Annotated in this window: 2 protein-coding genes; both read right to left on the reverse strand. The window is 30.0% G+C overall.

Translation table 11 applies throughout. The features are described 5' to 3' along the window. Positions 1–100: 100 nt before the first annotated feature. A complete protein-coding gene (locus U9R42_05130) occupies positions 101–2,455 on the reverse strand; it encodes a caspase family protein (GenBank protein MEA3495401.1) in 2,355 nt (784 codons plus the stop codon). Between the two features lie 320 nt (positions 2,456–2,775). Further along, a partial coding sequence (locus tag U9R42_05135) for a PKD domain-containing protein (protein MEA3495402.1) occupies positions 2,776–5,031 on the reverse strand: 2,256 nt, incomplete at its 5' end.

The raw sequence follows: 5,031 nt of genomic DNA on the forward strand, positions 1-5,031 counted from the left end.
TCTGTTTGTCGTGAAGATCTATCCAGTTAGCTAATTGGTTATATCGCATCGCGATTGAGGGACTGTTGACTGAAGACTGTTGACTGAAGACTGTTGACTCTCATTCTCTTTTGATAAAAAAGAAAGTTCCATTTTCATCTTCCATACCTGCAATTTTCCCAAATTTTGGTTTTTGGTTTCCTGTTCCGCTAACTGCCTTTGATACTTTTATAACAATATTGTCAATTGGAATGCAGTCATTTGGGTTATATTTTAATGAATTTGAAAAAGTTTTTGTAAATTGAGATTTATCAGTTGCCAATTCCTTACCTGCTGAAGTAAAGACCTGTGATGACTTAAACTTTGTTGCTTCCCAATCCCCACAATTTTTCATTTCAGGTTCCGACCTCATTCCCATATAAAAAGATGGTCCTGATTCACATGCATCTGTAATCACAAGTGTGTGAGTTACATATTTTGAATATGAGTGTAATGAGGCTTTTAGGTTGTTAATATTAAAATAAGAAAATTCATCATCTCTTTTTGAATCAACAGCAATCCAATAACCTGTTTCATGTATAAACTTTCCATGACCGGCATACCACACAAGCAAGGAGTTTACTCTATTTTTTTTAACTAAATCTCTCAGCTCAATAGAAAAGAATTTTCCCATTTCTGCTTTTGTCATATTCTTTTTGTGAATAATCTTATGAATTCTGTAATTCGAAAAAGCAGATTTCATAAGTGAAATATCTTGTGAAGGTCCTTCCAAAGAAGCAAAAGTTCTATATTTTGAATTTTCAATAAAAATCACCCATGTTTTTCCCATTGGATTATCAGCAAAAAGATTAGCACCTTCACGATTTAAAGTAAATTTTGACATTGTTTTATTTCCATAAATGTCTTCTACTGTAATCTCAATAAACTTTTTATTTCCTATTTCCACTTTAGAAGTAAATTGTGGATTCAACTCATCTAACTTATAACTTGCTGTAGTTCCATCAATTAAAATTGACTTTATCCTACTTTCATCTGTAATTTTACCTTCAATAAATAATACTGTGCTATTGGACTCATCAAGATATATTTCTCCATTATCGGATGCATAAGGATTTATTAAATGAATTTGGGGATTATCAATTTCCGTACTAAGTATTTGGAAATTCCTTACAGATGTATTCATGTAAATATCTGAAGTTATTATTGATATGCTTTTATTAGCTTGGAGATTTAATTCAACTTCAAATTCATTGTTCAATGCATTTGCTGAAAACTTATAAGCTATGCCATTTATCTTCAAATATTCAATATCACTTTCATCACTAATTTTTCCTTTTACAATAACCTTATCCAAATTTAAAGGCACTTCAATTTGTCCATTTCTATTTGGCTTAGGTGTAAAAATTACTATCTCGGGTTTGTTTGCTTCCCTGTTCAGTTCATAAATTTTTGTTTTTGCAAAAGATATTTTCCTTGGTGAAATTTGTATATTGTCTGTAGAAATATCAACAAATTTATTGTAATCTCTTACTGCTTTAGCCCATTTTAATGTTTCTTCATAGGAAATAGCTCGTTGATAATAAGCTAAACAAAAATCTTTATCCAATGAAATAACTTTACAAAAATCGTTAATTGCACTCTTATGCTCATTGAATTCCTGATACAATTTCCCTCTCTTAAAATATAAATTTTTATCATTAGGAGAAAATTTTGTCAACACCGTAGTTACATCATTAATTGCTTTTTCATAATCAGCTATTTGATGATATATTTCACTACGCACAATATAAATATCCTTAGTTAACGGATTTAATTCAATAACTATGTTACAATTATTTAATGCATCTTCATATCTATTTTGTTGCAATAAAGATTTCGCAAGTTCGATATATGCTTCAATATAATTTTCATTAAATGTAATTGCATAATTAAAATCTGCCTCGGCAACTTTAAAATCTTTTAAGTAATATGAAACCAAACCATGATTGTAATAATTTAACGCATTTTTTTCAAGCATCAATGCTTCTTCAGCTTCCACTATTGCCTCTTCATACATCTCAAGTTTCATAAATGCATTTACTTTTAGCTGATATGCTTGGATATATTTTTCATCTAATTCCGTAGTTTTTTTAAGATAAAAAATTGACTCTTGATATTTTTCTAAAGCCAAAAGTAACCTACCTGCATTAAAATAATGAGATTCTTCTTTTTTATCCATCAAAATTGCTTGCTTGTAGTCAGATACTGCATCCTCAAATGTTTCTATTTTTTCGGATGCTTCAGCTCTTATCAAAAACACCTTTAGCAAAGAAGAATCAGCTTCAATAGATTGTGTAAAGAAATTTTTTGCAATTTTATAGTTTCCATCGTTAAAGGATTTTTTTCCTATCCTATACAATTTCCTGTTATTTTGGGAATAGCCAGCCAAAACAACAAACAAAAGTGGAAACAAGATTACTAACTTAAATGCTTTCATAAGTCAAATTTTTAAAAGATTCAAAGTTAATGACACAGAAAAAAGTATTTTAAATAGTTATACACAAAAAAATAGAACCTCCCTTAAGATTGCAAAGATACTACAATAATGTTGATTTGATTCTGTGGGTATTCGGTTATTTAATTGATTACCTGCTTGCTGTAGTTTTAGAATAGGTATATCTTTTTCAATATTTGCCCAACAATGTCTTCAAATAGGAAATTTATTGTCATTTGATAACAAAGCACAAATTTTCTATAAACTACTTAGGCTTTGTAAAACAATGCTTAAGAGCAAAAAAAGCAAACCAGTAACCTTCCTTACTTCTTCACTACTCTTTCAATAAACTGGAACTCAGCACTACTAAACTTAATCAAGTAAATTCCTTTGGAATAATCAGTCATATCAATTTGAGATTTTGTAATTGATTTTACGGTATTAAGTTCTTCTCTATAAACTGATCTTCCGTAAAAATCTATTAATTCAATTTGTAATTTTTGTTTTGTAATTCCTTCAATTTTTATATTTAATAAATTACCGCAAGGATTAGGAAATAATTTTATTTTCGTTTTAAAATCTTCATCATTAATAGCCGATGGAATTATTGAAATAATAATCGTATCAGAAGTAGAACAGGCATTTAAATCATGAACTACTACAGAGTATTGATAGTTTCCAACAGCTAACAAATTACCTTTTATCAACTTCGTTTGAGCAGTTGAATCATCATTCCATAAATAACTTGCAAATCCTTGTCCTGCATCAAGAAGTATTGAATCCCAGTAAGTAAGTGATGTATCATTTCCCAAATCAATTATGGGTTGTTCATAAACTATCACATCTTTTTCAATAGTATCAATGCAAGCTTTATCGGAAACGGATATCAATACCACAGAATATTCCCCTGATGAGTTATAAGTGTGAGTATTATTTTCTTTTGTTGAGTTTGTGCCATCTCCTAAACTCCAATTATATGAAGAAGAATTTTTTGAATTATTTGTAAAAACAAATTCATTATTCAATAAACACTGAGTAGAATCATTGGTAATAAAATCAGCTACTGGCATTTCATAAACATAAATATTTTTTATTAATTCATTCTCACACCCATATTCAGAAATAGCCTTAAGTTTCACATTAAAGTTACCACCATTATTATAGCTATGAATAGGATTTTTAATATTTGAATAATTTGCATCTCCAAAAGCCCATTCAAAATTCAAGGAATCGGAAATGACTGTTGATTTATTTAAGAATTCAAATTTATTTCCCCTTAAACATTGAGCACTATCATTTACTTCAAAATCAGCAACAGGCATTGCTTTCACATCTACCTTTATGCTATTTGAATCAATACAATTATGTTTTGTAAAGCCATACAGTTTTATTTGATAATCTCCTGTGTTGTTAAATGAATGATTTGTTAGAAAATTTGAAGAAGAATCGCCATCACCAAAAAGCCATAAAAAAGAGATAGCTCCAACAGATTTATTCTGAAAAACAAAATTGTTACCACTTATACATTGAATACTTTTATTGAGTAATAAAAACTCCACCTTATTTGGTTGAGGATAAAGCGTAATATTTTTTGTTGATGAATCAGAACATCCATCGCTGTTTATTGCAAACATTTTTACGTTAAATGTTCCCGAATTTGTGTAAACATAAGTTGGGTTTGTTTGTGTTGAGAAATTACCATCTCCAAAAATCCAATTGTAAGTTGACGCTCCCAAACTTGAATTTGTAAAGCTAAAACTATTACCACCAAGACATTGAATATTATCGTTAACACTAAACCCTGCTGTTGGTTGAGGATAAACTGTAACAGTTTTTATTAATGAATCCGCACATCCAATGCTGTTTGTTACAAACACTTTCACATTAAACATCCCCGGATTTACATACGTATGATTTGGGCTTATTTGTGTTGAAGAATCTCCATCTCCAAAGCTCCAATTGTAATTTGACGCTACTGCACTTGAATTTATAAAAGAAAAACTATTGCCACTCAAACATTGAGTATTGTCATTGATGTTAAATAATGCTATTGGTTGAGGATAAACTTTAACAGTTTTTGTTGATGAATCTGAACATCCGTTACTAGTTGTTGAAATTAATTTTACTGTAAATGTTCCCTGATTTATGTAAACATAATTTGGATTTGTTTGTGCTGAAAAATTACCATCGCCAAAATTCCAACTATAAGTTGAAGCTCCAGAACTTGAATTTGTAAAAGCAAAGCTATTGTCTCTCAGACATTGTGTACTATCGTTGACACTAAATCCTGCTGTTGGTTGAGGATAAACTGCAAGAGTTTTTGTTGATGAATCTGAACATCCGTTACTAGTTGTTGAAATTAATTTTACTGTAAATGCCCCGGTATTTATGTAAGCATGACTTGGGTTTGTTTGTGTTGAAGAATTTCCATCTCCGAAATTCCAATTGTAAATTGAGGCTCCTGTGCTTGAATTTGTAAATGCAAAAGAATTTCCACTTAGGCATTGTGTACTATCGTTAACAGAAAATGAAGCTGTTGGTTGTGGATAGACAATTATGTTTTGTGTAACAGAATCTGA

The organism is Bacteroidota bacterium (assembly GCA_034723125.1).
Classification (GTDB): domain Bacteria; phylum Bacteroidota; class Bacteroidia; order CAILMK01; family JAAYUY01; genus JAYEOP01.